Annotated in this window: 28 protein-coding genes and 1 pseudogene; 15 read left to right on the top strand and 14 right to left on the bottom strand. The window is 57.2% G+C overall.

The genetic code is table 11. The features are described from left to right. Nucleotides 1–25 precede the first annotated feature (25 nt). Nucleotides 26–1,678: a chaperonin GroEL gene (gene groL, locus RMR24_RS08175; RefSeq protein ID WP_310614589.1), complete on the top strand. Its 1,653-nt coding sequence runs from the start codon at nucleotides 26–28 to the stop codon at nucleotides 1,676–1,678. Nucleotides 1,679–1,769: 91 nt separating this feature from the next. On the opposite strand, the gene tal is transcribed toward groL, so the two are convergent. Then, nucleotides 1,770–2,711: a transaldolase gene (gene tal / locus RMR24_RS08170; RefSeq protein WP_310614588.1), complete on the bottom strand. Its 942-nt coding sequence runs from the start codon at nucleotides 2,709–2,711 to the stop codon at nucleotides 1,770–1,772. 56 nt (nucleotides 2,712–2,767) lie between these two features. On the opposite strand from tal, the gene RMR24_RS08165 reads away from it, so the two are divergent. Together RMR24_RS08165 and RMR24_RS08160 are read left to right on the top strand one after the other, a co-directional pair. Continuing rightward, nucleotides 2,768–3,682, top strand: coding sequence for a complex I NDUFA9 subunit family protein (locus RMR24_RS08165; RefSeq protein ID WP_310614587.1), 915 nt, complete (start codon nucleotides 2,768–2,770; stop codon nucleotides 3,680–3,682). Next, nucleotides 3,682–4,902 carry a multifunctional CCA addition/repair protein gene (locus tag RMR24_RS08160; protein ID WP_310614586.1) on the top strand — a complete coding sequence of 407 codons (1,221 nt, stop codon included), beginning with the start codon at nucleotides 3,682–3,684 and terminating at the stop codon, nucleotides 4,900–4,902. The genes RMR24_RS08165 and RMR24_RS08160 overlap by 1 nt, the downstream gene beginning before the upstream one ends. Nucleotides 4,903–5,196: 294 nt before the next feature. On the opposite strand, the gene RMR24_RS08155 is transcribed toward RMR24_RS08160, so the two are convergent. Both RMR24_RS08155 and RMR24_RS08150 read right to left on the bottom strand, forming a co-directional pair. Beyond that, nucleotides 5,197–5,391 (bottom strand): DUF2905 domain-containing protein, encoded by a 195-nt coding sequence (locus RMR24_RS08155; RefSeq protein ID WP_310614585.1) that lies wholly within the window; start codon nucleotides 5,389–5,391, stop codon nucleotides 5,197–5,199. A gap of 8 nt (nucleotides 5,392–5,399) precedes the next feature. Further along, on the bottom strand, nucleotides 5,400–6,533 hold the full coding sequence (locus RMR24_RS08150; RefSeq protein ID WP_310614584.1) for an SAM-dependent methyltransferase: 1,134 nt from the start codon (nucleotides 6,531–6,533) through the stop codon (nucleotides 5,400–5,402). Between the two features lie 68 nt (nucleotides 6,534–6,601). Between RMR24_RS08150 and RMR24_RS08145 the strand changes: the two genes are divergently transcribed. The 4 genes from RMR24_RS08145 to ttcA are packed head-to-tail and all read left to right on the top strand — an operon-like array spanning nucleotide 6,602 to nucleotide 9,062. Next, entirely contained in the window at nucleotides 6,602–7,387 is a 786-nt protein-coding gene (locus tag RMR24_RS08145) for an SDR family oxidoreductase (RefSeq protein ID WP_310614583.1), read from the top strand. Then, nucleotides 7,384–7,773, top strand: coding sequence for a dihydroneopterin aldolase (locus tag RMR24_RS08140; RefSeq protein WP_310614582.1), 390 nt, complete (start codon nucleotides 7,384–7,386; stop codon nucleotides 7,771–7,773). The genes RMR24_RS08145 and RMR24_RS08140 overlap by 4 nt, the downstream gene beginning before the upstream one ends. Nucleotide 7,774: 1 nt before the next feature. Continuing rightward, nucleotides 7,775–8,146 (top strand): dihydroneopterin aldolase, encoded by a 372-nt coding sequence (locus RMR24_RS08135; RefSeq protein WP_310614581.1) that lies wholly within the window; start codon nucleotides 7,775–7,777, stop codon nucleotides 8,144–8,146. Nucleotides 8,147–8,150: 4 nt separating this feature from the next. Continuing rightward, complete coding sequence (gene ttcA / locus RMR24_RS08130) at nucleotides 8,151–9,062, top strand: tRNA 2-thiocytidine(32) synthetase TtcA (protein WP_310614580.1); 912 nt, start codon at nucleotides 8,151–8,153, stop codon at nucleotides 9,060–9,062. A 302-nt stretch (nucleotides 9,063–9,364) separates the two neighbouring features. Here the strand turns inward: ttcA and RMR24_RS08125 are convergent, their stop codons facing one another. Genes RMR24_RS08125 through RMR24_RS08100 form a run of 6 tightly spaced genes read right to left on the bottom strand, consistent with a single transcriptional unit; the run spans nucleotide 9,365 to nucleotide 13,335 of the window. Beyond that, nucleotides 9,365–10,228 carry a fumarylacetoacetate hydrolase family protein gene (locus RMR24_RS08125; protein ID WP_310614579.1) on the bottom strand — a complete coding sequence of 288 codons (864 nt, stop codon included), beginning with the start codon at nucleotides 10,226–10,228 and terminating at the stop codon, nucleotides 9,365–9,367. Between the two features lie 22 nt (nucleotides 10,229–10,250). Continuing rightward, entirely contained in the window at nucleotides 10,251–10,613 is a 363-nt protein-coding gene (locus RMR24_RS08120) for a type II toxin-antitoxin system PemK/MazF family toxin (protein ID WP_310614578.1), read from the bottom strand. Next, the gene (locus RMR24_RS08115) at nucleotides 10,613–10,873 is read right to left on the bottom strand and encodes a PbsX family transcriptional regulator (RefSeq protein ID WP_310614577.1); all 261 of its coding nucleotides are present in this window, start codon (nucleotides 10,871–10,873) and stop codon (nucleotides 10,613–10,615) included. The genes RMR24_RS08120 and RMR24_RS08115 overlap by 1 nt, the downstream gene beginning before the upstream one ends. A gap of 35 nt (nucleotides 10,874–10,908) precedes the next feature. Beyond that, nucleotides 10,909–11,547 (bottom strand): nucleoid occlusion factor SlmA, encoded by a 639-nt coding sequence (gene slmA, locus RMR24_RS08110; RefSeq protein ID WP_310614576.1) that lies wholly within the window; start codon nucleotides 11,545–11,547, stop codon nucleotides 10,909–10,911. A 15-nt stretch (nucleotides 11,548–11,562) separates the two neighbouring features. Then, entirely contained in the window at nucleotides 11,563–12,435 is an 873-nt protein-coding gene (gene argB / locus RMR24_RS08105; protein ID WP_310614575.1) for an acetylglutamate kinase, read from the bottom strand. Between the two features lie 33 nt (nucleotides 12,436–12,468). After that, entirely contained in the window at nucleotides 12,469–13,335 is an 867-nt protein-coding gene (locus RMR24_RS08100; RefSeq protein WP_310614574.1) for a hypothetical protein, read from the bottom strand. A 138-nt stretch (nucleotides 13,336–13,473) separates the two neighbouring features. Between RMR24_RS08100 and galE the strand changes: the two genes are divergently transcribed. From galE to RMR24_RS08065, 7 genes are read left to right on the top strand one after another with little or no spacing between them, the layout of a single operon-like run. Beyond that, nucleotides 13,474–14,505 carry a UDP-glucose 4-epimerase GalE gene (galE, locus tag RMR24_RS08095; protein ID WP_310614573.1) on the top strand — a complete coding sequence of 344 codons (1,032 nt, stop codon included), beginning with the start codon at nucleotides 13,474–13,476 and terminating at the stop codon, nucleotides 14,503–14,505. Next, nucleotides 14,502–17,192, top strand: coding sequence for a sugar transferase (locus RMR24_RS08090; protein ID WP_310614572.1), 2,691 nt, complete (start codon nucleotides 14,502–14,504; stop codon nucleotides 17,190–17,192). The genes galE and RMR24_RS08090 overlap by 4 nt, the downstream gene beginning before the upstream one ends. A gap of 4 nt (nucleotides 17,193–17,196) precedes the next feature. After that, on the top strand, nucleotides 17,197–18,210 hold the full coding sequence (locus RMR24_RS08085) for a glycosyltransferase family 4 protein (RefSeq protein ID WP_310614571.1): 1,014 nt from the start codon (nucleotides 17,197–17,199) through the stop codon (nucleotides 18,208–18,210). Between the two features lie 51 nt (nucleotides 18,211–18,261). Beyond that, nucleotides 18,262–18,534, top strand: coding sequence for a BrnT family toxin (locus RMR24_RS08080; RefSeq protein ID WP_310614570.1), 273 nt, complete (start codon nucleotides 18,262–18,264; stop codon nucleotides 18,532–18,534). Then, a complete protein-coding gene (locus tag RMR24_RS08075; protein ID WP_310614569.1) occupies nucleotides 18,494–18,763 on the top strand; it encodes a BrnA antitoxin family protein in 270 nt (89 codons plus the stop codon). The genes RMR24_RS08080 and RMR24_RS08075 overlap by 41 nt, the downstream gene beginning before the upstream one ends. 9 nt (nucleotides 18,764–18,772) lie before the next feature. Next, entirely contained in the window at nucleotides 18,773–19,780 is a 1,008-nt protein-coding gene (locus RMR24_RS08070; protein WP_310614568.1) for a glycosyltransferase, read from the top strand. Beyond that, nucleotides 19,777–20,985: a hypothetical protein gene (locus RMR24_RS08065; protein ID WP_310614567.1), complete on the top strand. Its 1,209-nt coding sequence runs from the start codon at nucleotides 19,777–19,779 to the stop codon at nucleotides 20,983–20,985. Before RMR24_RS08070 ends, RMR24_RS08065 begins: the two co-directional genes overlap by 4 nt. Before the next feature lie 7 nt (nucleotides 20,986–20,992). Here RMR24_RS08065 and rfbC read toward each other — a convergent pair whose 3' ends face one another. The 5 genes from rfbC to RMR24_RS08040 are packed head-to-tail and all read right to left on the bottom strand — an operon-like array spanning nucleotide 20,993 to nucleotide 25,681. Next, on the bottom strand, nucleotides 20,993–21,553 hold the full coding sequence (rfbC, locus tag RMR24_RS08060; protein ID WP_310614566.1) for a dTDP-4-dehydrorhamnose 3,5-epimerase: 561 nt from the start codon (nucleotides 21,551–21,553) through the stop codon (nucleotides 20,993–20,995). Nucleotides 21,554–21,559: 6 nt separating this feature from the next. Then, nucleotides 21,560–22,435: a glucose-1-phosphate thymidylyltransferase RfbA gene (gene rfbA / locus RMR24_RS08055; protein ID WP_310614565.1), complete on the bottom strand. Its 876-nt coding sequence runs from the start codon at nucleotides 22,433–22,435 to the stop codon at nucleotides 21,560–21,562. A gap of 22 nt (nucleotides 22,436–22,457) precedes the next feature. Beyond that, the gene (rfbD, locus tag RMR24_RS08050; protein ID WP_310614564.1) at nucleotides 22,458–23,354 is read right to left on the bottom strand and encodes a dTDP-4-dehydrorhamnose reductase; all 897 of its coding nucleotides are present in this window, start codon (nucleotides 23,352–23,354) and stop codon (nucleotides 22,458–22,460) included. 8 nt (nucleotides 23,355–23,362) lie between these two features. Then, nucleotides 23,363–24,424 carry a dTDP-glucose 4,6-dehydratase gene (gene rfbB, locus RMR24_RS08045; RefSeq protein WP_310614563.1) on the bottom strand — a complete coding sequence of 354 codons (1,062 nt, stop codon included), beginning with the start codon at nucleotides 24,422–24,424 and terminating at the stop codon, nucleotides 23,363–23,365. Nucleotides 24,425–24,445: 21 nt separating this feature from the next. Further along, nucleotides 24,446–25,681 (bottom strand): O-antigen ligase family protein, encoded by a 1,236-nt coding sequence (locus tag RMR24_RS08040; protein ID WP_310614562.1) that lies wholly within the window; start codon nucleotides 25,679–25,681, stop codon nucleotides 24,446–24,448. Between the two features lie 226 nt (nucleotides 25,682–25,907). Between RMR24_RS08040 and RMR24_RS08035 the strand changes: the two are divergent. After that, nucleotides 25,908–26,021, top strand: a pseudogene (locus tag RMR24_RS08035) (helix-turn-helix domain-containing protein); the annotation flags it as partial.

Genomic DNA, 26,021 nt, shown 5'->3' with positions numbered 1-26,021 from the left:
TTCAGAAATTTAAGGAAATATCAAAATGGCAGCAAAAGACGTAATTTTCGGCGGCGAAGCCCGCGCACGCATGGTTGAAGGCGTGAACATTTTGGCCAACGCGGTCAAAGTGACTTTGGGCCCTAAGGGTCGTAACGTGGTGTTGGAGCGCTCATTCGGCGCCCCTACCGTGACCAAAGACGGTGTGTCCGTGGCCAAGGAAATCGAACTCAAAGACAAGTTGCAAAACATGGGCGCGCAAATGGTCAAGGAAGTCGCTTCCAAGACTTCTGACAACGCTGGTGACGGTACAACTACCGCGACTGTGTTGGCTCAAGCCATCGTGCGCGAAGGCATGAAGTACGTGGCCGCAGGCATGAACCCCATGGACCTGAAGCGCGGCATCGACAAAGCAGTTGCTGCTTTGATCGAAGAGTTGAAGAAAGCCACCAAGGCCACCACAACCACCAAAGAAATCGCGCAAGTCGGTTCTATCTCTGCCAACAGCGACCACAGCATTGGTGACATCATCGCCAACGCTATGGAAAAAGTGGGCAAAGAAGGCGTGATCACTGTGGAAGACGGCAAGTCTTTGAACAACGAACTCGACGTTGTGGAAGGCATGCAATTCGACCGCGGCTACCTGTCTCCTTACTTTATCAACAGCCCAGAAAAGCAAGCTGCTTTGTTGGACAACCCCTTCGTGTTGTTGTTTGACAAGAAGATCAGCAACATCCGCGACTTGTTGCCCACCTTGGAAGCCGTTGCAAAAGCTGGCCGTCCTTTGTTGATCATTGCTGAAGAAGTTGAAGGCGAAGCCTTGGCGACTTTGGTGGTCAACACCATCCGTGGCATCTTGAAGGTTGTGGCTGTCAAGGCCCCAGGCTTTGGCGATCGTCGCAAAGCCATGTTGGAAGACATCGCAATCTTGACCGGCGGCAAAGTGATCGCTGAAGAAGTTGGCTTGACACTCGAAAAAGTGACTTTGGCTGACCTCGGCCAAGCCAAGCGCATCGAAGTGGGCAAAGAAAACACCATCATCATCGACGGCGCTGGTGCCGCTGCTGACATCGAAGCTCGCGTCAAACAAGTGCGCGTGCAAATCGAAGAAGCCACGTCTGACTACGACCGCGAAAAACTGCAAGAGCGCGTGGCCAAGTTGGCTGGCGGTGTTGCCGTGATCAAGGTTGGCGCTGCCACCGAAGTCGAAATGAAAGAAAAGAAAGCCCGCGTGGAAGACGCATTGCACGCGACTCGCGCTGCTGTGGAAGAAGGCATCGTGGCTGGCGGCGGCGTGGCATTGCTGCGTGCACGTCAAACTGCTGGCACCATCAAAGGTGACAACGCTGACCAAGACGCCGGTATCAAACTGGTGTTGAAAGCCATCGAAGCCCCCTTGCGCGAAATCGTTTACAACGCTGGCGGCGAGCCATCCGTTGTGGTGAACGCTGTGTTGGCTGGTAAAGGCAACTACGGCTTCAACGCTGCCAACGACACCTACGGTGACATGATCGAAATGGGCATCTTGGACCCAACCAAAGTGACACGCACTGCTTTGCAAAACGCAGCGTCTGTGGCCTCTTTGATGTTGACCACCGAGTGCATGGTTTCAGAAGCACCCAAAGACGAAGCCGGCGGCGGCATGCCTGATATGGGTGGCATGGGCGGTATGGGTGGTATGGGCGGCATGGGCATGTAATTGCCTCGCTGCTTTGCCTGAGCACTTCGGTGCTCTTGCCAAACAAAAAAGCCCCGCAATGCGGGGCTTTTTTTCGACTGTACTCAGCGACTTAATGCATCAGCGCTTCAAGCTTCACAGCATCCACACAGAACGCACGAATGCCTTCTGCCAGCTTCTCCGTGGCCATGGCATCTTCATTCATCGCATAACGGAACGAGGATTCGGTGTGATGCACCGCTGGCAAGTCCAACTGCATGGCGGCAGATGCGCTCAAAACTTGCGCCAAAGGCTCGATGGACGCCCCCAACTGCGCCAGCAACTCGGGCGCGATGGTCAGCAAATCGCAACCAGCCAGGGAGGTAATCTGGCCGACGTTTCTAAAGCTCGCACCCATCACCTCGGTAGAGATGCCGTGGCGCTTGTAGTGGTTGTAAATCGCGCGGACCGACTGCACGCCGGGGTCGTTGGTGTTGGCGTTGTCGGTTTCTACCCACGCACTGCCGGCGGACTTTTTGTACCAGTCGTAAATGCGACCCACGAACGGGGAAATGAGTTGCACCTTGGCATCGCCACAGGCCACGGCTTGGGCGAATGAAAAAAGCAAAGTGAGGTTGGTGCGGATGCCTTCGCGCTCTAGCTCAGCAGCGGCTTGGATGCCTTCCCACGTGGACGCGATTTTGATGAGCACGCGTTCGCGCTTCACACCTTGGGCTTCGTACAGCGCCATGATGCGCTTGGCGCGCGCCACAGTAGCGGCGGTATCAAAGCTCAGACGCGCATCCACTTCGGTGGACACGCGACCGGGAATGGTGGCCAAAATTTCGCAGCCAAAGCGCACCAACAAGCGGTCAATCTGCGCGTCCATCGCCTCGTGACCGTGCGCGGCCACGGTGTCTTTGAGCAGAGGCAGGTATTCGGGCTTTTGCACCGCCTTCAAAATCAGCGATGGGTTGGTGGTGGCGTCTTGCGGCTGAAATTGAGCGAGCTGCTTGAAGTCGCCCGTGTCGGCCACGACGGTGGTGAATTGCTTGAGGGCGTCGAGTTGATTCATGGCGTGATTATCCTGTGTCACCAAAAGTCTAGCGGCTTGGCGCTACAGTGTGATTTATGCAATCTTTCACGCCTCAAAAAATTCTGGTTCTCGGTGGTTCTGGCTTTGTGGGACGCCATGTGTGCTCACGCCTCAGCCTGCAACACCACCAAGTGACTGTGCCCACACGCCGTCTGCCTGCGCGCCACATCCAAATGATGCCGGGCGTCACCGTGGTGCAAGCCGATGTGCACGATGCCAAACAACTGCAAGCCTTGGTGCATGGCCACGATGTGGTGATCAACCTCATCGCCATCCTTCACGGCACCGAAGAGGAGTTCACCCACGCCCACGTCACCCTGCCTGCCAGTTTGGCGCGTGCCTGCCATGCAGAAAACGTGACACGCCTCATTCACATCAGCGCTTTGGGTGCCGATGTGCACGGCCCATCCATGTACCAGCGCAGCAAAGCGCAGGGTGAGTTGGCTTTGCTGTCAGCGGCTGCCAAAGCACCACTGGGCTTAACGCTGCTGCGCCCGAGCGTAATTTTTGGCAAAGACGATCAGTTCATCAACCTGTTTGCCAAGCTGCAAAAAGTTTTTCCCATCATGCCGCTGGCCGGTGCGCACACGCGCTTTCAGCCGGTGTGGGTGCATGACGTGGCGCAAGCCATCGTGCATTGCGTGAACACGGCAAGCACCGAGGGCCAGGTCTATGAACTTTGCGGCCCCGACATCTTGACCCTCACCGAGTTGGTTCAGTTGGCCGGTCGTTGGGTGGGCAAAGAGCGCCCCGTCATCTCGTTGCCTTATGCCATCGGCTGGTTGCAAGCGCTGCTGATGGAGTTTGCGCCTGGCCCCACCTTAATGAGCCGTGACAACTTGGACTCGATGAAAGTCAACAACATCGCCAGCCCACATGCCTTGGGTTTGCGTGCGCTGGGCATTCCTGAGCCTAAGTCCATCAAACGTTTGTTTGCGCCGGAGCGTTGATGAAAACCTACCTGGTCGGCGGTGCGGTGCGCGATGCCCTGATGGGTCTTGCGGGCTCTGACCGCGACTGGGTGGTGGTGGGTGGCTCGCCTGAGGCTTTGGTGGCACAGGGCTACCAGCCCGTGGGCAAAGACTTTCCTGTGTTCTTGCACCCCGACACACACGAGGAATATGCCCTCGCCCGCACCGAGCGAAAAACTGCACGCGGCTATCACGGCTTTGCCGTGCATGCGTCACCCGATGTCACGCTGGAAGAAGACCTCGCCCGACGCGACCTGACCATCAACGCCATCGCGCAAGATGAGCAAGGCCAACGCACAGACCCCTATGGCGGCGAACGTGACATTGCCGCCAAAGTGCTGCGCCACGTGACCGACGCCTTTCGCGAAGACCCTGTGCGCATCCTGCGCTTGGCCCGCTTTGCCGCACGCTTCCCAGACTTCACCGTCGCACCCGAAACCCTGACGCTCATGCGCGAGATGGTGGCAGAGGGTGAGGTCGATGCTTTGGTGAGCGAACGCGTATGGCAAGAGCTCTCACGCGGACTCATGGGCGCCAAGCCCTCACGCATGCTGCAAGTGCTGCGCGACTGCGGCGCTTTGCAACGCTTGTTACCCGAAGTCGACAAACTCTACGGCGTGCCGCAACGCGCCGAATACCACCCCGAGATTGACACCGGCATTCACCTAGAAATGGTGCTCGATACGTCAGCGCGCATGAATGCGCCCCTCGAAGTGCGCTTTGCCTGCCTGTGCCACGACCTCGGCAAAGGCACCACACCTGCTGACGTGTTACCCCGTCACATCGGCCACGAGCAACGCAGCGAAAAACTCACCCGCGCACTCTGCACCCGTTGGCGCGTGCCCGTGGAATGCAAAGAGCTGGCAGAGTTGGTCGCGCGTGAGCACGGCAACATACATCAAAGTCTGGGCTTTGGTGCAGAGGCGGTGTGGCGCTTGCTGGTGCGCTGCGATGCGCTGCGCCGCCCTGAGAGGTTCCTGCTGGCTTTGCAAGCGTGCGCGTGTGATGCGCGAGGGCGGTTGGGCAAAGAGGATGAGGCTTATGCGCAGGAGCCTCGACTGGCTTTGTTGTTGAAGGCGGCGCAGTCGGTGGACAGTGCGGCAGTGAGTGCGCAGGCTTTGCAAGAAGGTCTGCAAGGGGCCGCTGTTGGGGCGCGAATGGAGGCTGCTCGGTTGGCGGCTATTGCTGCTGCGCTTTAAGTGCTGCGCATCGAAGCGGCAAGGGCGCTAACCGCTCTGCTCCGCCGTCGCTTCGCGCCTAATGTCGCTGCCGCGGCCACCGCCCTTGCCGCTTCGCTGCTTTGGGCTCGCCTAGATTTTTACTTCAAGCAAACCTGGTCGCAACAAATACCGAAGTAACTCCCCGCGTTTTGTATCAACCTCAAAACTCGCGCGTCAAGCGGTGTGGGGTGTGCCTGCGGCAGCGACATTAGGCGCGAAGCGACGGCGGAGCAGAGCAGGTACACCCCACACCGCTTGACAAAGAAGGGAAGCTCAAAGCACCTTAGAGATGCCCGCGCACACGAGACTGAGAATGATCGTAGAAGCAAGCGGAATAAAAATCTGACGCCCAAAAATCTTGAAGCGGATATCCCCAGGCAATCGCCCAAAGCCCAGCTTTTGCAACCAAGGCGTGACAGCGTTGATCAACAACAAAGCAATGAAAACAACAATAAGCCAACGTGTCATATCAAGACTTACAGCGCGTAAGTGCGATCACCTTGCGCAAAGCCCATCGGCTCCCACTCGGTCGTGCCAAAGGCCACCACTTTGAACAGTTCGCCCATTTCATGCTCGGTGATGAGCTTTTGAGCCATGCTCTTTTCGTCGAGTGGCGCATCCACCAACGGGGGTAACAAGCCGCAGTTGATCAAGAAATGCGCTTGGGTCGTGTAGCCCAACACATGCAAGCCTGCGTCTTGCGCAGCCAACGCGACGCCGGTGAAGTTCACGTGCGCGGTGATGTCTTTGCGGCCCACATCGGCCAGCGGATCGGTGTCTGACTTGTGCAGCTGATGGCACATCAGCGTGCCCATGCTGCGCTGGGGGTGAAAGTATTCACTCTCGGGGAACCCGTAGTCGATGAGAAAAGCCGCGCCGCCTTTGCCCGTGGCTGCTTCGCCCGCTTTGAAGCGGTCAGCCAAGGTCGCCACAAAGGCTTCGGCTTGGTTGTGAATTTCGGTCAGGTAATCGTGCTCGCCTGGCACGTCCATGGGCGGGCGTAGGTCGGTCACGCGGTCTTGCCATTGCAAAGCATCTGCGCTCCAAACCACACCACGTTCATGCCACACACCGCTTTTGCGCACCAGCAGTTGCACGGGCATGGCATCGAGCACTTCGTTGCCCACCACCACGCCGCTCAGTTGCTCGGGCAGGGCATCGATCCACTGCACTTTGTGCGCATGGGCTTTGAGGGTGTCTTGTTGGCGCTCGCGCAAGCTGCCCGACAAATCGACGATGGTGTAGCGCTTGACGCTCACGCCCATCAGACCCAAGCTGTCGAGCAACTGCAAAGCCAAAGCACCAGAGCCTGCGCCAAACTCCCACACCTCATCGGTGCCCGTGACTTGCAGGGCCTCGGCCACTTGGTGGGCCAGCGTGCGGCCAAAATGTTTGGACATTTCGGGCGCAGTCGCAAAGTCACTGCCGCTCTCGGGTGTGAGGCCAAACTTGCGCAGACTGTTGGCGTAGTAGCCCAAGCCGGGGGCGTAAAGGGCCAGCGCCATGAAGCGGTCAAAGCCCAGCCAGCCGCCTGCATTGGCAATGCTGCGCTGAATCAGCGTGTACAAAGCCTGTTGGCCCGGGTCGTTGGATAATTGGGGGGTACTCATTGGGTGCAGATCGTAACTCGACCTCCCACACACTCCACATCGTCCTTTCACCACAGGCACCTCACACCATGCGCTCTTGGGCACTTATCACTGGCGGCAGCGTTCGCTTAGGCCGCGAAATCGGTCTCGCCTTTGCGCGCGCGGGCTGGAATGTGGCGTGCCACTACAACCGCTCTGAGGCTGAGGCTCATGCTCTGTGCGCCGAGCTGCGCGCCTTGGGCGTCGACGCCTTGGCCGTGCAAGGCGAGCTAGAAGACGAAGCCAGCTGCCAACGCATTTTTGACACCACCGTGACCGTCACAGGCAACACGCTGCAATGTGTGGTGAACAACGCCTCGTTGTTTGTGCCCGACGAGGGGGCCGACTTTGATGAGGCACAAGCCTTGGCACAAATCAAGGTCAACCTCATGGCGCCCATGCGCTTTGGCAAGTGGATGGCGGCGCTGCATGCCAACGGCGCTGCAACCCAGACCAAGCCCAGCGTCATCCACGTGTTGGACCAAAAGGTGTTCAACCTTAACCCCGATTATTTTTCGTACACGCTGTCCAAGCTCGCGCTCGAACGCGCCGTCAGCCTGCAAGCCCAGTCGCTCGCGCCCACTCTGCGCGTCAACGCCGTAGCCCCCGGCTTGATGTACCTCAGCGGCCCACAAACCCAAGACAACTTCAACCGTGCCGCACAAGCCAACTTGCTGCGCCACCCCATCAACCCCGCCGACGTGGCCAGCAGCGTGGTGTTTTTGGCGGGCAACGCAAGCATCACCGGCACAAGCGTGCGCGTGGACAACGGCCAACATTTGGTACCACTCGCACGCGATGTGATGTTTGTGGTCGAGGAACTTTTCAAATCATGAACGACACCCTATTGCTCAAATGCCGCCGCTTGTTTTTGCGCGGGCTCACGGTGCAAGTGCACATTGGCATTCACGACTTTGAGCTGCATGCGGCACAACGCATCGTCATTGATGTGGACTTGTATGTGTCATTCGCAGGCACCAGCCCCAAAGACGACCGCATCGACGAAGTGGTGGACTACGACTTTGTGCGCGCCGTAGTGCATGGGCGCGTGGCGCAAGGCCACATCAACCTGCAAGAAACTTTGTGTGATGACATCCTCACGCACTTGCTGGAACACACCGGCGTGATGGCCGCGCGCGTGTCCACCCGCAAGCCTGACGTCTACCCTGACTGCGAAGCGGTGGGTGTGGAAGTGTTCCGCGCCAAACCAGGAGTGCTGTGACATGGCAAGCAAAGGCACACAAATCCTCCATCTCACTGGCCTGCGCTTTGATGCCAACTTGGGCATCTTGGAGCACGAGAAAATTGATCCGCAACCCATTCAGGTTGACGCCGAACTCAACCTTGGTACGCAACCCTTGCTGCCGCACGACGATGACATTTGCCATGTACTGGACTACCGCAAGATTCGCCAAATCATCATCAGCGAATGCACGGCAGAGCACGTCAACTTGCTCGAAACCCTGATTGGCAAACTCGCCCACCGCCTCATGCAGCTGCCGGGCGTGTTGGGCGTGCGCGTGAAGATCGCCAAGCTTGAAATTTTTGACGACTGTGAAGTCGCCATTCGCATGGAAACTGGACAGTGGAATTAATCACATGACGACCGCAGAAAAAGACCTCAACAAAGACCCGAAGCAAATCAAGATCGAGCACGAAAACCACAAGCTCGAAAAACGCCTGTGCCGCCAAGTGGGCCAAGCCATCGTGGACTACAACATGATTGAAGAAGGCGACAAGATCATGGTCTGCATGTCAGGCGGCAAAGACAGCTACGCCATGCTCGACATCTTGCTCATGATGCAGCAACGCGCCCCCATCAGCTTTGAATTGATTGCGGTCAACCTCGACCAAAAGCAACCGGGCTTCCCAGCCGATGTGCTGCCCAAATACTTGGCGCAAGTGGGCGTGAAGTTCCGCATTGAAACGCAAGACACATACTCCATCGTCAAAGACAAAATCGCCGAAGGCAAAACCATGTGCAGCCTGTGCTCGCGTTTGCGTCGAGGCATTTTGTACCGCGTCGCGGGCGAGTTGGGCTGCAACAAAATCGCGCTGGGCCACCACCGCGACGACATCTTGCAAACCTTCTTCTTGAACATGTTCTTCGGCGGCAAGCTCAAAGCCATGCCCCCCAAACTGGTGAGCGACGGCGGCGACCACATGGTGATCCGCCCCTTGGCCTACGTGGCCGAGAAAGACTTAGAGCGCTGGTCCAAAGTGCGCCAGTTCCCCATCATTCCTTGCACGTTGTGTGGCAGCCAAGACGGCCTGCAACGTCAAGTGGTGGGCGAGATGCTGCGTGAGTGGGAGAAGAAGCACCCAGGCCGCATTGAGAACATGTTTGCAGCCATGCAAAACGTGGTGCCTTCGCATTTGATGGATCACACGAAGTTTGATTTCAAGAACTTGAAGAGCACCGGCGTGGCGTCAGAGGATGGAGACAAAGCGTTTGACCATGAAGAGTTTCCTATGGCCACCTTGCCGGGGATGCAGGTGGTGTCGCTTTAAATCTTTGCTTTTTTTCTGAGCTCGCTTCGAAGAGGAACTTAGGGCAGGTTCCTCATGCTGGGGTACCAGAAATCGTCACCTGCCCTAAGCACCTCCCCGAAGTCTGCGTCCGACGTTGCTTCGCTCGTCTAGTTTCACTCGAACCTGAAGCGTTGCGTGCATGGGATGTGGCGGCTGACGATTTCTGGTACTCCAGCATGAGGAAGCCGCCAGACTCCATGTGCGCAACGCGTCCCCCTCGGAGAAAACAAAACAAAAAAGCCACCTAGAAAGGTGGCTTTTCCAATGAGCGGCTGAAAAGGTCAGAGCTTAAAAGCCACAACCTTTTGGTGCTGCTCACCCAAACCTTCAATACCCAAAGTCATCACATCACCACGCTTCAAATACACAGGCGCTGGCTTGCCGTCCTTCTTCACGCCCATGCCCACACCTGGAGGCGTGCCGGTACAAATGACATCGCCAGGTTTGAGGGTCACGAACTGGCTGAGGTAGCTCACAATTTTGGCCACGCCAAAAATCATGGTCTTGGTGTTGCCGTTTTGCATGCGCACGCCGTTCAGGTCTAGCCACATGTGCAACTTTTGCGGATTGGGCACTTCATCGCGCGTCACCAGCCAAGGGCCGATGGGGCCGAAGGTGTCGCAACCCTTGCCCTTGTCCCAACTGCCGCCACGCTCCAGTTGGTATTCGCGTTCGCTCATGTCGTTGATCAGGCAATAGCCCGCCACGTAGTCGAAGGCTGCTTTTTGTGACACATAGCGTGCCTCGGTGCCAATGACGATGCCCAGCTCAACTTCCCAGTCAGACTTGACCGAGCCTTTGGGCAACATCACATCGTCGTTGGGGCCTTGAATGCAGCTGATGGCCTTGGTAAACACAATGGGCTCTTTGGGAATGGGCATGCCGGCCTCAGCAGCATGGTCGGCATAGTTCAGGCCAATGGCCAAAAACTTGCCCACATTCGCCACGGGGCAGCCCATGCGAGGCTTGCCTTTGACCAAGGGCAGTTTGTCAGTGTTGAGCTTGGCCAACTTCGCCAAAGCTTTGTCGCTGAGTTGATCGGGCGTCACGTCTTTGATGACTTTGCTCAAGTCGCGCAGTTTGCCTGCGGCATCGATGAGGCCTGGTTTTTCTTTGCCGGGATTGCCGTAACGCACGAGTTTCATAACAAGTCTTTCATCAAAAAAGTTAAAGAGAAATGATCATATTAAGGCCTTCACAGGCTTCTTCAAATACCAAAAGTGACAGCTGTTTCCAATGGTGGGGACGCGCACCGCGTACGCGCCAATCAAAAGATTTGGGCTGATGAGTCAGCACATAACCGACCTCACCTTTGGGGCCAGCGTACCTCACCGCAAATGGATTGGTTTCGTTATATGTCGCATGTGTCATAGGCAAGCCAATGACGATGCCCGTGCGTTCGTTAAACGCTTTACCAGATAGCACGAGCATCGGGTGTTCGTTTTTCATCTCTGCGCCGACTTGCGGATTGAAGTCAATCCAAATCATGTCGCGGCGATCAGGCACCCAAGTCTTTGGCACGGCTGCCATCAAAAAATCTCTTTGCCGACCGGGCTGCTGGCCATGACTTCGCCTCCGTGCATTTGAGGATCAAACTGCTTGAGCCTTTGTGCCAAAGACAATTTAGGCTTACCAGATACGCGCACAAAAAAACCACCCTCAACCACTTCGACCACGATGGGTGTGCCACGTGCCACGTGGGCGGCCTTTGCGATAGGCGCCGTGATGCGCACACCAAGACCATTGCCCCACTCTTGCACCGTTTGTTCTGCCGCGATCATGCCTTTCATGGCAACACTCCTTGCTGTTTACACAAGTATAAACATTAACGACACATCAGCCCCAGCGATGCATCCAAGTGATCAAGAGGCGAGCGCTTGAAACCCGAACGCGAAAACCGCTGCAGCTGCCCCAAGGCAAACGCCAGCAACGCTGCCGCACGCACTTGCGCATCAGCCGTCGGCGTGGCCGACTTGTTGGCCTCGGCCGCCACACGCAGCACTTGACGCAGGGCCGACTCGATGCGTTCAAACAATTGGTTCATGCGCTGGTGCAAGCGCTCGTTTTCAAACACCAAGGCGTCACCCACCATCACGCGGGCCATGCCTGGGTTTTTCTCGCCAAACTGCAGCAGCACTGTGACCATGCGGGCCGCCTTTTGAGCGCCGTCTCCTTCACGCTCGGCGATTTGGTTGATCAGGCTGAACAAGCTGTGCTCGATGAAATCAATCAAGCCTTCAAACATCTGCGCCTTGCTGGCGAAGTGCCGATACAGCGCCGCCTCACTCACGTCCAGCTTAGATGCCAAGAGCGCCGTAGTGATGCGCTCGGTGCCTGGCTGCTCCAGCATGCCCGCCAGCGTTTGCAAAATTTGCTCGCGCCGCTGGCCCGGCTTCATGCGCTGGCGAACCTTGGGCTCTCCGCGGTCGGGAGCGACTTCGTCTGGCAAGGCGTTGTCGGACATGGCTGTTAAAAGAAGTTAGTGCGAGCGAATCATCGTTCCGAAGGCCTGTTCGGTCAACACCTCCAGCAGCATCGCGTGTGGCACGCGGCCATCGATGATATGCACCGCATTCACCCCGCTCTTGGCAGCATCCAAAGCACCCGCAATTTTGGGAATCATGCCGCCGCTGATCGTGCCATCGGCCACCAGCTCATCAATGCGACGCGGTGTGAGCTCGGTCAACAACTCGCCTTGTTTGTCCAGCACGCCACGGATGTTGGTGAGCATCAGCAGTTTTTCGGCATTGAGCACCGTGGCCAACTTAGCAGCCACCACGTCGGCGTTGATGTTGTAGCTCTCGTTGTTCTCGCCAAAACCAATCGGGCTGACCACGGGAATGAAGGCGTCGTCTTGCAAGGCCTTCACCACGCTGGGATCGATGCTCACAATGTCACCCACTTGGCCCACGTCGTATTCTTTTTGAGGGTCTTTGCTGTCGTGCACCATCAGTTTTCGGGCGCGAATCATGGCGCCATCGCGGCCCGTCAAGCCCACGGCTTTGCCGCCAGCTTGGTTGATCAGACCCACGATGTCTTGCTGCACTTGCCCGCCCAACACCCACTCCACCACTTCCATGGTTTCGGCGTCGGTCACGCGCATGCCTTCAATGAACTCGCCCTTTTTCCCTAAGCGTTGCAACAAACCTTCAATTTGCGGGCCACCGCCGTGCACCACCACGGGGTTCATGCCCACGAGCTTGAGCAACACCACGTCTTCGGCAAATGCCTTTTGCAACGCAGGGTCGGTCATGGCGTTGCCGCCGTATTTGATGACCAAGGTTTTGCCGTGGAACTTGCGGATGTATGGCAAGGCCTGGGCCAAGATGTCGGCGGGAGAAAAATCGCTCATGGTGGGCAACTCCGTGGGGTGGTTTGAGGTGATTTATTCCGCGTGTTCTGCGGCGGGTGCGGGTGCAAAAGCTTGTGCGGCCTGCGGGCCCAACACCAGCTCACGCACCATTTCGCGCAAGAGCTTTTTCTCTTGGAAGCTCAGCGCGCGCTCCAACACGCGGCGCACGCCCAGCAAGAGCTGGCGGTCCACCTCTTGTGGAATGCCGCGTGTGTTTTGCAACTCTTCACGCAGCTCTTCACGCAGGTCTTCGGGTTCATCAGCCCACCAAGTGTGGATGACGGTGTTGAGCTGTTCGCGCAATTGCTCGGGGTCGACCTGTGGTGCTGCATGCATTGAGCTGGCGTGGCGTGAACCACCTTCGCGCATGGCTTGTGCACCTAACACCACGCGTTGGTCTGCTTGCGACAGCAAGCGTGCCCAACCTGGGTCTTCACGGTTGAGTTGGGTCATGTTGCGTGAGGCTTCGTCAGCCAACAGGTGCACCGACACGCCGTGCAACTGCGCTTCGTCAATCAGGCTGATCAGTCGCTCGTCATCGCTGCCCACCAGCAGGTGCTCACAGGCGCCACGCTCGGCCAAGCGCTTCAAGTCGGCACCCAAGGTGCGCAACATTGACAAACCGCCGTCTTGGCTGTGTGGCAACACGGCGCGGCTCACTTGGCCGCCAATGGCTTGGTCTTCCGGTGTGTCGCTGTACCAATACACGCGGCGCAGGTTCAACTCCAAGCCGTTGTGGGCCATAGCGTTGCTGAGCAGCTGGTGCAGCTGTGGGCGCACGTGGTCTTGTGCGGTGTCGGTTTGACCTTGCAGCCACGCCAAAAAACGGGCGTCAATGAGGGCGATGCAAGATTCAGCGCCTGCGTGCGCTGCAGCGTGAGTGGAATGTGTGCGTTTCATGAAAGTACTAAAAAGGTAAAAAGATAGAAATCACTCACCCGAGCACTAACTGTGCGCACCGGCAAGCTGGAATTATTTTAGGCCCGAGACCACGTATCTGCGGGGGATAATGACCCAACTTCACATTTTTTTCGTGACATGACTCAACCCATTTTGATCACAGGCGGCACGGGCTTCATTGGCTCGCACACCGTCGTCACCTTGGCCGAAGCCGGCCAACCGGTGGTCATTTTGGACAACCTGTGCAACTCCAGCCCCAAAGTGCTGGACCGCTTGGCCAAGCTGGGCGCCAGCCCGCTAGAGTTTGTGCAAGCTGACATCCGCGACTCAGCCGCCTTAGACGCCCTGTTTGCTCGCTACGACTTTGCGGGCGTCATCCACTTTGCAGGGCTCAAGGCTGTGGGTGAGTCTGTGGCCCAGCCCTTGCGCTACCTCGAGAACAACGTCAGCGGCACCCTCAACCTGCTGCAAGCCATGGACCGCGCCAACGTGCGCCGCATCGTGTTCAGCTCGTCGGCCACCGTGTATGGCGACCCCGTGAGCGTGCCCATACCCGAAACAGCGGCGCTGACCGCCACTAACCCCTATGGCCGCACCAAGCTCATGTGCGAAGACGCGCTGCGCGAGTTACATGCGGCCGACCCACGTTGGTCTATCGCCATCCTGCGCTACTTCAACCCCGTGGGCGCGCACGAAAGTGGCTTGCTGGGCGAAGCACCTAATGGCATTCCCAACAACCTCATGCCCTACATCACGCAAGTGGCCTTGGGCCAGCGCGCGCACCTGCAAATTTTTGGCAACGATTACGACACGCCCGACGGCACCGGCGTGCGCGACTACCTGCATGTGAGCGACTTGGCTGCGGGCCACTTGGCCGCCCTGCGCGCACTGAGTGCTTTGAACGAGCCCAAGCTTTTAACCGTCAACCTCGGCACAGGCCGTGGCGTGAGTGTGCAAGACATGGTCGACACCTTTGCGCGTGTCAACGGCGTGCCCATCCCCCACCAAGTGGTGCCGCGCCGCCCAGGCGATGTGGCACAGTGTTTGGCCGACCCACGTCAGGCCAAAGCCTTGCTGAATTGGGAAACCCAATTCGATTTAGATCGCATGTGCGCCGATGCATGGCGCTGGCAGTCCATGAACCCACAAGGTTTTGACACCCCCCTATGAAAAACCAAGACGACGGCACGCTGTCCCTGTTTGACGACTTTCCGCCCGCGCCCGAAGCCGCACCTAAAAAACCGCGCGCCAAGCGCAAGGCTGCAGAGCCTTCCCCAACCGCGCCAGCCGTTGTCACTGCCCCTGAGTCATCCACTGAAGCCGTCGTCGACCAAGGCGTGCACATCGAAACCACGCTGCATTTAGCTGGCCTGGTTGAACCCCAACGCCGCCGCAACAGCCCATGGGCAAGCTTGAATATCCAACCCACAGAACTCGCCTCCAAGATCGCGCATGTGATGATCGTCATCACCAAAGGCGAAACAGGCGGCGCACAATCTCATGTGTTGGCGCTTTGTCAGGCACTGCAACACCAGGTGAAGTTCTCAGTAGTGATTGGCGGCCCTATTGAGAAGTCAGTTCTCGGTCGTGACCTTGCAGCACTGGGTATTACCGTTTACCCAATGCCAAACATGGTTGAGTCGCTCAACCCCGCCAGACTCTGGCCTGCCATCAAACAACTGATCGGGTTGATTGCCGCATTTCCGCCAGACATCATTCATGCACATAGCGCGATTGCAGGTTTAGCAGCTCGATTAGCCTGCAAAAGTACCTCGCGTCCCGTTATCTATACCGTTCATGGATTTGGATTCAAACCGGAAGTCCCGCTTCTGCGCCGTACCGCATCTGCAATGGCAGAGCGAATGGTGGCTCGCTGGACCACGCACATGATTTGCGTATCCAAGTACGAACGTGAGCTGGCCTACGGCCTAGCCATTGCGCCCGAACGCATACACGTAATTGCCAACGGCATTGCATGTTTGCCAGAATCTAGCGTGTCGCCCCCTGAGAACGGACGTGTCACACCACGCCTCATCATGGTGGCGCGCATGAAAAGTCCAAAACGTCACGACTTGCTGTTGCAAGCTTTGGCCGAAGTTCGCAACACCTTAGGGTATGAGCTGCCAATCACCTTCGCTGGCGACGGGCCGCTCAGCAACTCCCTGCACGCACAAGCCAAAGAACTCAAACTCAAAAACATCACCTGGGCTGGCGACGTGAGCCAGGTGGGCGAACTGCTTGCACAGCATGATTTGTTTGTGCTGCTGTCCGACCACGAAGGCATGCCCATCACCGTGCTTGAGGCCATGCGTGCTGGCTTGTGCGTATTAGCAAGCAGCCTGCCTGGTATTCGTGAGCAAATCAACACCTACCAAGACGGCATCTTGGTAGCGAACTCGCCTGAAGCAGTGGCGGAGAAACTTCTGCAACTGGTGCGTGATCCTTACATGCGCAAACGTCTCGGCCACGCTGCACAAGAAGTTTTCAACAAAAAATTTACCCAAAAGCAGATGGCTGAACGTGTTCTCGACGTATATGAGGATTGCATCACCAAAGATGCACCCACCTCACGGCCTACCGCTCAGCTAGGCTCTGCTTCCACCCGCATGCGCGACGCACTCCAGCGCTGGGCACTGTGGGGCGTGTGGATGCTGCTACCCAGCCTCATGGCCGCGCAGTTCTTTGAAGACGCGGGCGTCATGACCTACCAGTTTGGCGAAACGCTTTGGTGGTGCGTACTGCCCTACGCCGTGGCCACGCATTTGCTCATGCGTGCCTCGCACTTGCCGGTGGCCGAGCGCAGCGGTGTATTGTGGGTGTCCACCACTGCGCCGTTTGTCTTCACACCGCTGGGCTTTGCGTTGTTGCAGCAGCCTTACTCACGCGCCGCAGTTGTGTGGGCTTATGCCGCCACCACGCTGTGGCTGTGGTGGGGCTACCGCCGCCACGTCAAGCACCGTGCCTTGCGATTGGTGCACCTCGACGCCAATGTGCCCGCGCAACTGGCCGCGTGCCTGAGCCCCAACACACTCGACCCACAAGCCTTGCATCTCCTAGCGTGGGACCCCAACAGCGACACCCCACTGCCCGCTTGCGATGGTGTGGTGCTCGACCGCCATGTGCGCAGCACCGATGAACGTACGCGTTTGTTGGGCGAGCTGAAGATGCAACACCTGCGCCTCTACAGCGTCGAAGCCGTGGCCGAGTTGACGAGTGGCCGCAAGATGCTGCCCACTGCTGCTGACTCGCTGTGGGAAATCGACAACGACCCCAGCTACGACCGCGCCAAACGCTTGCTCGACGTGGCCACCGTCATCGCACTCTCGCCCTTGTGGCTGCCACTCGCCGCAGGTGTGGCGGTGGCTGTGCGGTTTGACTCCAAAGGCCCCGCGTTGTATTCACAGCCCCGCGTGGGCCGCGATGGCCAAGTGTTCACGCTGTGGAAATTCCGCAGCATGGTGCACGGCCTGCAAGCCCCAGGCGTGCACTTTGCGCAAGCCGAAGACCCACGCATCACACGCGTGGGCCGCGTGTTGCGTCGCAGCCGTTTAGACGAACTGCCCCAGCTCTTCAACGTGCTCATGGGCCACATGAGCCTGATTGGCCCACGGCCCGAGCAAACCGCTTTTGTGCGCGACTTTGCCGCCACCATCCCCAGCTACCCTTACCGCCACCTCGTGCGCCCGGGCCTCACCGGTTGGGCGCAGGTGCAACAAGGCTACGCCGACAGTGCTGACACCACACGCATCAAACTCAGTTACGACTTGTATTACGTGGCGCACTACTCGCTCGCACTCGATTTGTTGATTGCCGCCAAAACCGTCAAGACCGTGTGCACGGGTTTTGGTGCACGCTGATTTCATGAATACGCGTCGCATCCTGTTGCTAGAAGAACCCACCTGGGGCGGCGTGCACACCATGACGCGCACCCTGGCTGACGGACTTGGCTCGCAAGGCTGGCAAGTCACCGCGCTACCGTGGCAACAAACACAATGGCCCACTTTGGTCAGCGCCGCCAAACAACACGACGTGATCGTGGCCACGCACAACTTTGGCCCCACCTATTGCGGCGCGGCGCTCAAGGCCATCACGGGCAAACCGTTGGTCAGCTGGGTGCATGGCCCGTTGATGGATGTGCTGCACGAAGCTGGCACCTCGCTGGTGAAAAAGCTCTGGCTCAGGCTGCTTTACAAACAAGTCAACCAATTTGTGTGCGTGTCACGCACCACGCAAGACTCGCTGCTCAGCTTCATCACCTTAGGTAAACAACAACGCTGCACCGTCGTGCCCAACGGCATTGCACCCATGGCTGAAGGCCAGCCCATTCATGTGCATGCGGGCCACGGTGGCGGAAGCATGCCACCTTTGTTGCTGGGCTATGTGGGCCGTTTGTCTGCCGAAAAGCGCCCGCACCTGCTGCTAGACACTATGCGCCACTTGCCCGACGAAGCGCAGCTGGGCATCGTGGGCGAAGGCCCCATGCACCGCAAAATGATTCACGACGGCATGGACCTGATGTACCAAGGCCGCGTGCACTTTTTGGGTAAACACCCCAGCGGCGCCAGCCTTTACAAACCTTGGCAAATGACGCTGCTCACCTCGCGCTACGAAGGCTGCCCCATGACGGCTCTAGAGTCGCTCGCCTGCGGCGTGCCCTGCGTGTCGCTGCCCATTCCCGCCATGCGTGAGCTGTACGACTTGGATTCACCTTATTTGCTGGCGCGCGGCGATGCGCCCGTGGCCTTGGCCGAAGCCGTGATGACCGTGCTAAGCCTGCCCGAACAACAAGTGCGTGACGACATGGCCCGCATCGTGGCGCGTCATCACATCGATGGGTTTGTGGGTAATTGGCAAGAGGTTCTGCGCACCGTGTAAGTTGGTTAGCAACCACTTGACACATAAATTATTGGGTGTACATTAATTACAATGCAAATTGAGTTCGATAGTGCCAAACGCGATAAAACTCTAGCCGAGCGTGACCTAGATTTCGCACGCGCAGCAGAAGTGTTCGAGGGTATCCACTTGACAGCGCCAGACTCAAGACAAGATTACACAGAAGACCGATTCATCACCATGGGCCATTTAGATGACCGCTTGGTTGTGCTGGTCTGGACACCGCGCGACGAGGTCCGTCGCATCATCAGTATGAGGAAAGCAAATGACCGCGAAAAAGCCTTCTACGACCGCTACGTGGACTGACCCCGACGACGCTCCCGAGTTGACTGAAGCATTTTTTAAAACTGCTGAGCAGTATGTGGGCGCCCAACTTAAAACGCGCGGGCGCCCAAAAGCAGCCGTGACTAAAGAGCCCGTCAAAATTCGCCTTGATGCAGATGTTCTGGCCGCGCTGCGTGCCAGTGGTGAGGGCTGGCAAACTCGCATCAACGACACGCTACGTGCGTCGCTCAAGCTCGCAGGCAGGGTGTAAAGCACATCCATGCAAAGCACCGCAGTGCAAAACATCGCGCTTCATAGTCAAGACCTCAACAGACCCACCGTCTGCGTGCACTTCGTGCGCAACGGCCCAGCGTATTTGCCTGAGATTGATGCCTACGTTGACTTCATCACCTCACACGGCCACCAAGCCTTGGTGCACGATGCGGGAGCCTCTGTGCCGCTGAACGCGCAAGTGTTGTGGTGGATGTGCGGGCGTGTACCCAGCGTTGAAGCGCGTCGCTTGAAAAACGCTTTTCATATCCACGAATACGCCTCCACCTCAGCCCCGCCCAAAGCATGGCTGAAAGATTTCGTCAAGCACTGGACGCAGCCCAAGCCCGACTATCGTTTGTTTCAAAACGGCTGGGTGCGCGAACGCATGGGTTTTGACGACGGTGTGCCCTACGCCCTGCGCGACATGGGCGCTGCACAGGCTTTCTTTGACTCAGCTGCCCCTGCATTGCCACAAGCCTCGTATGAAGACGATGCCGTCACACGCATACCGCCCAATGAGTTTGACTTGGTCTATTTGGGCGAGATGAACCGCCTTCTTCCTTTTGTGCCGCTGCTGCAAAGCATTCACGAAGCTGGCCGCACCTTGCTGCTGGTGGGCGATGTGCCCGATGCATTACGCGCACAGCTACCTGCTAGTGTGACGTGCACCGGCCGTGTGCCCCATGCCGATGTGCCGCACCAACTGCGCCGTGCACGCCTTGGTTTGAACTTGGTTAGCAACATCGAGCCCTACAACCAACAAACCTCCACCAAGCTGCTGGAGTACTGCGCCGTGGGCCTGCCCGTGGTGAGCAACGACTACGCGTGGGTGCGCTACTTTGCTGCGCACTACCAAGGCAACTTTCATTTGCTGCGTGACGACCCAAGCAGCTGGCAATTTAGCTTTGGCGAAGCGCTAGATGCCTACCCGTATGTGGTGCCCGATGTGCGCGAACTCGCGTGGCCAAAGCTGCTGGGCAAGTTGGCCATTTGGAAGCACCTGCAGATCGTATGAAAACCACCCGCGTCGTGGCCCTGTCGAGCGCCGTGGCATTTGCCACGCAAGTGGCATTTGCGCTGCTCATGTTGCGCTTGTTCTCGCCGCAAGAGGTGGGCGAGTTTTCGGTCATCAGCCAAATCGGTTTTTTCTGGATGACGCTGGCCTTGGCCCAAGCGCCACTGGGCATGCTGGCAAACCAACATTTGCCCGCGCATGTTGCAGCCCAGCAGGCTTGGCGCGCTAGCGCTTTGCGCGGCGTGGGCTTGCTGCCCGTTGCGGCGCTCGCCGTGTGGTTCAGCCAATTGGCCCTTTGGCCTGCTTTGCTGTGGGCGCTGCTGCTGGCGTTTTGCCAAATGGGGTGGATGTTGGCGCAAAGCCTCACGCTGCTCGTGGGCACGGTTTGGCAACAAGCCGCAGTGCGCGTGCTGCCGCCGCTCACTGCGGCAGCAACGGTACTCACAGCTGCTCTGTTAGGTGCATCCGTCGGCTGGAGCGGCCCTACATTAGTGCTGTCAGCTCTGTTGGGTTATGCATTGGGTGCGGTTTGGCTCGTGCCAGCTTTGCGCGAACGCGACGTGCATTTGCAAAGCAGTCCATCAGCAGAGGCAACCAGCGGTCAACCATCGGACCCTCGCAGCGCCAGCCTGCGCATGGCCCACACCTTGGTCGACGCGCTGCTGGCCACCGCCATCATCGTGGTGTGGCAGCGCTTGTATGGCGCGCAAGAAACCGGCTGGATGAGCGCCCTGCTAAGAGTGTTGGGCTTTTTACCTGCGGTGGTGCACATGGCGTGGGCGCAAGTGGCGTTAGCGCAAGGCCACCGCGCGAACAATGTCAGCACGCGCTTGGCCAGCCCTTGGTGGTTGGGCCTAGGCGCATTTGCCTGCGTCATCGTGTTGGGCTTGTCGTGTGCTGCGGCGCTGTACCAAGAGTGGCTGGACCCGCGCTGGAGCGGCGTGTGGCCCTACATCGCGCCACTGGTGCTGTGGCAAGGCAGTGCTTGCTTGTCAGCCGCGTTTAGCCACAGGCCTTTTCAGACTCAATCAGCCAGCGCGTATTCGTGGGGCTGTATGGCTTTGGGCGTGTTGCAAGCGTTGGTGCTTTTGGCACCAATGGGTTTGGCGCAGCCCATCGATGCGCAGCAGCACATGGCTGCATTTGCGTTGGTGAGCAGTCTAGGGCTATTCGCACTGACAGTGTGGATGGCGCGGTTGCGCTAACGCCGCATCAAGCATCAAACTTAGATTGCCAAAAATTTAGTGCAGCTACGTCTTTTGCTGCCAGTAAAGGCGGCGCATCAAGCATTTGCAAGGGCCATTCAATTCCAATGGCTGGGTCATTCCACAACAAGCTGCGTTCAAACTCTGGGTGGTAGTAGTCGGTGGTTTTGTACAAAAACTCGGCACTCTCACTGGTCACCAAAAAGCCGTGCGCCAAACCCGCAGGTATCCACATTTGTTTTTTGTTTTCAGCGGATAGCTCCTGACCAAACCATTGGCCAAACGTGGGCGAGTCCTTGCGAATGTCAACCGCCACATCAAACACGGCGCCGTGCGTGACGCGCACCAACTTGCCCTGCGCATGCTGTACTTGGTAGTGCAAACCACGCAGCACGCCTTTGGCTGACTTGCTGTGGTTGTCTTGCACAAAGGTTTCTTTCAAGCCGGTGGCTTGCTCAAAGTCGCGCCCATTGAAGCTCTCAAAAAAGAAGCCGCGTGCATCACCAAACACTTTAGGCTCCAACACCAGCACGCCATCGATTGGCGTTTTAGTTACTTGATATGGCATGACCTTTTACTTCAACAAGTTCAGCAGGTACTGGCCGTAGCCATTCTTGGCCAGCGGTGCAGCCAGCTTTTGCAAGGCCGCCGCATCAATCCACTTTAGGCCGTATGCGATTTCTTCAGGGCAAGCCACCATCAAGCCTTGGCGCTTTTGCAGCGTGCCAATGAAACTGGCGGCTTCTAGCAAGCTGTCATGCGTGCCCGTGTCCAGCCACGCATAGCCACGGCCCATGATTTCTACATTCAACTGTCCCAGCTCTAAATAGCGCTTATTCACATCGGTAATCTCTAGCTCACCGCGGTGCGAAGGCTTCACTGCCGCTGCAATGTCGCACACCTGCTCGTCATAAAAATACAAGCCCGTCACGGCGTAGTTGCTTTTGGGCTGGGTTGGTTTTTCTTCAATACTCAACGCACGAAACTGCGCATCAAACTCGACCACGCCATAGCGCTCGGGGTCATGCACATGGTAGGCAAACACACTGGCGCCGCTGGTGCGTGCATCGGCGTTGTGCAGCTGCTTGACCAAATCGTGGCCATAAAAAATGTTGTCACCCAACACCAGCGCACTGGGGTGATCTGCCACAAAGTTCTTGCCAATGATGAACGCTTGCGCCAAGCCATCGGGGCTGGGCTGGACCGCGTATTCAATGTGCATGCCCCATTGGCTGCCGTCGCCCAACAGCTCAGTGAAACGAGGGGTGTCTTGCGGGGTAGAGATGATCAACACCTCACGAATCCCGCTCAGCATCAGCGTGGTGAGCGGGTAGTAAATCATGGGCTTGTCATACACAGGCATCAGCTGTTTGCTGACAGCTTGTGTGACGGGGTACAAGCGCGTGCCAGAGCCACCTGCAAGGATGATGCCTTTGCGTTGTTTGGTCATATCTGTTCTCTTTTTTCTTTGATCAAAGGATTTCAGCCAACATGCGGTCTACGCCCTGCTGCCAAGGCGGCAACACCAGCCCGAAGGCTTGCTGCAGCTTGGTATTGCAAAGGCGTGAATTCAGCGGGCGAGTGGCGGGCGTGGGGAAAGCGCTAGTGGGCACCGCAGCCACTTCGGCCACCTTCCAGCTCAAAGCGGGGCTGAGGCGTTTGGCTTGGTCAATCACATGGTTGGCGTAGCCGTGCCAAGTGGTTTCGCCCGAAGCCACCAAGTGGTAAACACCACCTAGGGAAATGTTTTGCGTATTCAGCACCCTGCGCATAGCGTGGGCAGTGACATCGGCGATCAGGTCAGCCCCTGTCGGCGCGCCGTGTTGGTCATTGATGACAGTCAGCTTTTCGCGGTCTTGAGCCAAGCGCAGCATGGTCTTGGCAAAGTTGCCGCCGCGCGCGGCATACACCCAGCTGGTACGGAAGATCAAATACTTGCAGCCGCTGGCCACTATTGTCTTTTCGCCCTCGTGCTTGGTTTGGCCGTACACGCTTAGCGGCCCCACGCCTTCGCCCTCTTGCCGCGCATGGCTGCCACTGCCGTCAAATACATAGTCGGTCGAGTAATGCACCAGCCATGCACCCACTTGTGCAGCGGCTTGGGCTAACGCAGCTGGGGCTTCGGCATTCAACAGCCGGGCCAACTCGGGCTCAGACTCGGCATTGTCCACCGCCGTGTGGGCAGCGGCATTGACGATGAAGTCTGGCTTGTAGTTCAGCACCGTTTGCGCCAGCTGCTCGGGTTGGCTCAGGTCGCCGCAGTGTGATGTGCTGTAGCGATCAAGCGCCAGCACCTCGCCCAAAGGGGCCAAGCTGCGTTGCAGCTCCCAGCCCACTTGGCCGTTCTTGCCTAAAAGCAAAATTTTCATAGCTAGCCTTAAGCCCCGTACTGCTTACCCACCCACTGCCGATAAGCGCCACTGGTCACACCCTCGACCCACGCTTGGTTGGCCAGGTACCACTGCACGGTTTTACGAATGCCTGTTTCAAACGTTTCTTGTGGCTTCCAGCCCAAGTCGCGCTCAATCTTGCGGGCGTCAATGGCGTAGCGGCGGTCGTGACCGGGGCGGTCTTTGACATAGGTAATTTGCTCGGCATAGCCCTTGCCGTCGGCTCGGGGCTGCAGCTCGTCCAGCACGGCGCACAGGGTGTGCACCACTTCGAGGTTGGGCTTTTCGTTCCAGCCGCCAATGTTGTAAGTCTCGCCCACTATGCCAGCCTCTAACACGCGGGCAATCGCGCGGCAGTGGTCTTGCACATACAGCCAATCGCGCACCTGTTGGCCATCGCCATAAATGGGCAGGGGTTTGCCAGCCAAGGCATTGAGCAGCACCAAAGGAATGAGCTTTTCTGGGAAGTGATACGGCCCATAGTTGTTGCTGCAATTGGTGGTCAGCACTGGCAAGCCATAGGTGTGGTGCCAGGCGCGCACCAGGTGGTCGCTGGCGGCCTTGCTGGCTGAGTAGGGACTGTTGGGCTCGTAGGTTTTGGTCTCGGCAAACGGCGGGTCTGTGGGCAGCAACGTACCATACACCTCATCGGTCGACACATGCAAAAACCTAAACGCTTCTTTGTCTGCCACAGGCAAATCTTGCCAATAGGCACGCACGCTTTCTAGCAAATTGAATGTGCCCACCACGTTGGTTTCAATAAAGTCACCTGGGCCGTGAATGGAGCGGTCCACATGACTTTCGGCTGCGAAGTTGAGCACCGCGCGGGGCTTGTGCTCGGCCAGCAGCTGGCCCAGCAAGACGCGGTCGCCAATATCGCCCTGCACAAACACATGGCGTTTGTCGCCCTTGAGGGCATCCAAGTTGGCCAAGTTGCCGGCGTAGGTCAGTTTGTCCAAGTTGACCACTCGTTCATCCGACGATGCCAACCATATGTGAACGAAATTACTGCCAATAAAGCCGGCGCAGCCTGTTACCAGAATAGTCAAGGCACGTCTTTCATTTTAAATTCAATCGATTTTTTTAAGCTTGAACAACTCAAGGTTGTTAGGCGCTAAAAATATCAGCAATATCAACATGGTGAAATGCCCTTCCTCCATATCAACCATCATGGAGTTCATAAAAATGCTCACCATGAATAAGTAAACAAACATGATCAAGCCTTTGCGCTGCAACTCATCTTGCTTCACCCACGCGAGTCTGCATGCCTGGACAAAAATACTGACATACAGGAACAAACCCAACACCCCTTTTGTTGCGAGCATGAAAAGATACTCGTTGTGTGGATTCGTAAAGCGCTGCGGCTCTGTGGTGCCCATGCCTAGATTAATTTGCTGAAACAAATCAGCAAATTGGATGGAACCAACACCCAATACCCAATGGGCCTTGATCAACTCCCAAATAGAGACATAAAACTGCAAACGAAGCCCGACAGAACTGAAGTCATTGGCGCGCTCAACCGGGTCACGTTGAATAAAGTTTTGAATCTCTTGCACGGCGATCATCATGCGCGTTTGAACGATTGATGAGTTCATCGCCCCCACAACCACCGCAATGGCGATCGCAGCTAACCACCAGCGGTAGCGGCCGATTGAAAAACGCTTGTGGTTGAGCAAAACCCACAATGGCAAGCCTGCAACTAGCAGCAAAATACCTGCACGGCGCTCAGTTGCAAAAAACATCGATGCCAGTAACGCCAACATAGGCACAGCAGCGCGCCAAGACAGCTGAGGGCGCACCAACAACATTTGGGCCAACAAAAAAATAAAGCCCACAATCATTTGGCCATACATCTGATGCATGGTGTACCAAAGGTATTCCCCCGATTTGATCACGCCACCCATCGTCGCCAACAAGTTGGCAGTCGCAATCGCAACAAAGGCCCCCATCAACACAAACAAGGCAAAGCGGGCCACCTTCGGCACACTGAACATGGCCCACAGCAGCAAGATGAATCCGAGGGTGCGCAAGTCATGTTGCATGGCCCCCAACGATCGAACCAAGCCGAATCCGGCGAGTAGGTTTGTCAAGACATCCCAAGTACAAAAACAGAAGATCAATCCCAAAAACTGCAACATCTTGGTTTTTTGGTTGGCCTCTAGCTCAAACCCTCGCCAAAACCAAGGCGTTACCAACAGCAACAACAATACAAAAATATTGATGCCTGCCACGGTGGTGAGCATGGCGCACGCAAGCCCAAGCAACATCACGTAGCTGTAGCCCATATGAAGTTCGTTTTTGTTCATCGCATTACCCAACTTAAATTTGCAGCTTCACGCCTTAATAAGCATTCTTATTCACAAAGCCTTTGAAGACCGTCAAAAAGATGATTTTCAAATCCAACCAAAACGACCAGTTTTCAATAGGCGGATTCAAGGACGAAGTGCAACAAAGATGAACTGGTTATAGGTGGCTGAGGATGCGAGAGCATCATGGCCGCTTTAAACGCCAAGTCGAAGTTGCCCAATGTACAAGCACCTCAGCCGAGAAGAACGATACCAAATCTACAGCCTCATGAAAGCCAAACACACGCTCACGGAGATTGCCCGCTTGCTGGGCAGGCACCGCAGCACCATCGGTCGCGAG

This window comes from Limnohabitans sp., from assembly GCF_031539105.1.
Classification (GTDB): Bacteria; Pseudomonadota; Gammaproteobacteria; order Burkholderiales; family Burkholderiaceae_C; genus Limnohabitans.
This window is presented reverse-complemented; position numbering and strand designations above follow the sequence as displayed.

Coding starts and splice junctions, on each gene's coding strand:
- groL (WP_310614589.1), top strand. CDS start 26: ATGGCAGCAAAAGACGTAATTTTCGGCGGCGAAGCCCGCGCACGCATG.
- tal (WP_310614588.1), bottom strand. CDS start 2,711: ATGAATCAACTCGACGCCCTCAAGCAATTCACCACCGTCGTGGCCGAC.
- RMR24_RS08165 (WP_310614587.1), top strand. CDS start 2,768: ATGCAATCTTTCACGCCTCAAAAAATTCTGGTTCTCGGTGGTTCTGGC.
- RMR24_RS08160 (WP_310614586.1), top strand. CDS start 3,682: ATGAAAACCTACCTGGTCGGCGGTGCGGTGCGCGATGCCCTGATGGGT.
- RMR24_RS08155 (WP_310614585.1), bottom strand. CDS start 5,391: ATGACACGTTGGCTTATTGTTGTTTTCATTGCTTTGTTGTTGATCAAC.
- RMR24_RS08150 (WP_310614584.1), bottom strand. CDS start 6,533: ATGAGTACCCCCCAATTATCCAACGACCCGGGCCAACAGGCTTTGTAC.
- RMR24_RS08145 (WP_310614583.1), top strand. CDS start 6,602: ATGCGCTCTTGGGCACTTATCACTGGCGGCAGCGTTCGCTTAGGCCGC.
- RMR24_RS08140 (WP_310614582.1), top strand. CDS start 7,384: ATGAACGACACCCTATTGCTCAAATGCCGCCGCTTGTTTTTGCGCGGG.
- RMR24_RS08135 (WP_310614581.1), top strand. CDS start 7,775: ATGGCAAGCAAAGGCACACAAATCCTCCATCTCACTGGCCTGCGCTTT.
- ttcA (WP_310614580.1), top strand. CDS start 8,151: ATGACGACCGCAGAAAAAGACCTCAACAAAGACCCGAAGCAAATCAAG.
- RMR24_RS08125 (WP_310614579.1), bottom strand. CDS start 10,228: ATGAAACTCGTGCGTTACGGCAATCCCGGCAAAGAAAAACCAGGCCTC.
- RMR24_RS08120 (WP_310614578.1), bottom strand. CDS start 10,613: ATGGCAGCCGTGCCAAAGACTTGGGTGCCTGATCGCCGCGACATGATT.
- RMR24_RS08115 (WP_310614577.1), bottom strand. CDS start 10,873: ATGAAAGGCATGATCGCGGCAGAACAAACGGTGCAAGAGTGGGGCAAT.
- slmA (WP_310614576.1), bottom strand. CDS start 11,547: ATGTCCGACAACGCCTTGCCAGACGAAGTCGCTCCCGACCGCGGAGAG.
- argB (WP_310614575.1), bottom strand. CDS start 12,435: ATGAGCGATTTTTCTCCCGCCGACATCTTGGCCCAGGCCTTGCCATAC.
- RMR24_RS08100 (WP_310614574.1), bottom strand. CDS start 13,335: ATGAAACGCACACATTCCACTCACGCTGCAGCGCACGCAGGCGCTGAA.
- galE (WP_310614573.1), top strand. CDS start 13,474: ATGACTCAACCCATTTTGATCACAGGCGGCACGGGCTTCATTGGCTCG.
- RMR24_RS08090 (WP_310614572.1), top strand. CDS start 14,502: ATGAAAAACCAAGACGACGGCACGCTGTCCCTGTTTGACGACTTTCCG.
- RMR24_RS08085 (WP_310614571.1), top strand. CDS start 17,197: ATGAATACGCGTCGCATCCTGTTGCTAGAAGAACCCACCTGGGGCGGC.
- RMR24_RS08080 (WP_310614570.1), top strand. CDS start 18,262: ATGCAAATTGAGTTCGATAGTGCCAAACGCGATAAAACTCTAGCCGAG.
- RMR24_RS08075 (WP_310614569.1), top strand. CDS start 18,494: ATGACCGCGAAAAAGCCTTCTACGACCGCTACGTGGACTGACCCCGAC.
- RMR24_RS08070 (WP_310614568.1), top strand. CDS start 18,773: ATGCAAAGCACCGCAGTGCAAAACATCGCGCTTCATAGTCAAGACCTC.
- RMR24_RS08065 (WP_310614567.1), top strand. CDS start 19,777: ATGAAAACCACCCGCGTCGTGGCCCTGTCGAGCGCCGTGGCATTTGCC.
- rfbC (WP_310614566.1), bottom strand. CDS start 21,553: ATGCCATATCAAGTAACTAAAACGCCAATCGATGGCGTGCTGGTGTTG.
- rfbA (WP_310614565.1), bottom strand. CDS start 22,435: ATGACCAAACAACGCAAAGGCATCATCCTTGCAGGTGGCTCTGGCACG.
- rfbD (WP_310614564.1), bottom strand. CDS start 23,354: ATGAAAATTTTGCTTTTAGGCAAGAACGGCCAAGTGGGCTGGGAGCTG.
- RMR24_RS08040 (WP_310614562.1), bottom strand. CDS start 25,681: ATGAACAAAAACGAACTTCATATGGGCTACAGCTACGTGATGTTGCTT.